Annotated in this window: 1 protein-coding gene; it reads right to left on the bottom strand. The window is 64.0% G+C overall.

Features of this window, described 5'->3' with window-relative positions; genetic code table 11:
• On the bottom strand, positions 1-860 hold an 860-nt coding region (locus tag CXQ92_RS17490; RefSeq protein ID WP_181033736.1), incomplete at its 3' end, for a hypothetical protein.
• Positions 861-1,011: the final 151 nt, after the last annotated feature.

Raw genomic sequence — 1,011 nt, forward strand, 5'->3', positions numbered from 1 at the left:
GTGGTTGCGTGGATGGTGAATTGTGCTGTTCTGACGGTGTCCTGGTGTTGGAAGTCCAGGTGGAGGCGGTAGGTGCCGGCTGATGGGGCGACCGCGAGGAATGAGATGTCCGGTCCGGGTTTGGTGTGTCCGTCGCCTGGGCTACCTTCGGGGTGGACGTGGAGGTAGGCGAGATCGCCTTCCCGCAGTGCGACCAGGTGACCGAAGGCTCCGAGGTAGGGCTGGAGGTCGGGTACGGGTTGCCCGTTCCTGCTGACGGTGAACTTCAGCTCAGTGGCTTCCTTCGCTACGAGGCCGCCTTCGAGGGTCACGGTGTAGGTGCCCAGTTGCACGGTCCGGTCCGCGGCGGGCAGTTGCTGCGGTTCATAGGTGCCGCCGACGGAGACATCGATGCCCAGGGTCATCGGCTGGCCGTGTCCGGCGGGGTGGAAGTCGGCGAAGATCCGCCAGGCGCCGGGGTTCAGGTTCAGGTCGATGCTCCAAGTTCCGGAGGCGTCCCTGACCGGGTGCACGTGCTGGAAGTGGGCCATGTCGCGGCGGATGACGATCAGGTGCAGTTCCTTCTCGTGTGCGTCCTGGAACGCGGTGACGGGTCGTCCGTCGGGTCCGGTGATCCTGAAGCTGACGTTCTGCACGCCGTTGTCCAGAATCGGGGAGTCCAGCTCGAGAGTGTAGCCGTGCTCGGACACGAGCATCCCGCCCGGCTGGGCGCTGCCGTGACCGGCATGGGAACCCAGATCGGAACCCAGATCGTGGCCCAGATTGTGTCCCGGATTGGGGCCCGGATTGTGTCCCTGGGAGTCGTGATCGGCGTGACCGGTCAGGCCCCCGTGGTTTGTGTGATCAAGTTCGTTCGTCATGTCGTTCCCACCTTCTGTTCATCAGCCCGGCTCCAGGGGTAACCCCTGGGACTGGAAGCGCGCACCTTTGTTCGCTCCCTGGAGCAGTACCCGTCTAAGGGCATCTCTCCACTACCAGAACCATATACCCCCCCAGGGTATTCCTCCAGTT

It is taken from the genome of Arthrobacter sp. SX1312 (assembly GCF_002929295.1).
Lineage (GTDB): Bacteria > Actinomycetota > Actinomycetes > Actinomycetales > Micrococcaceae > Arthrobacter_D.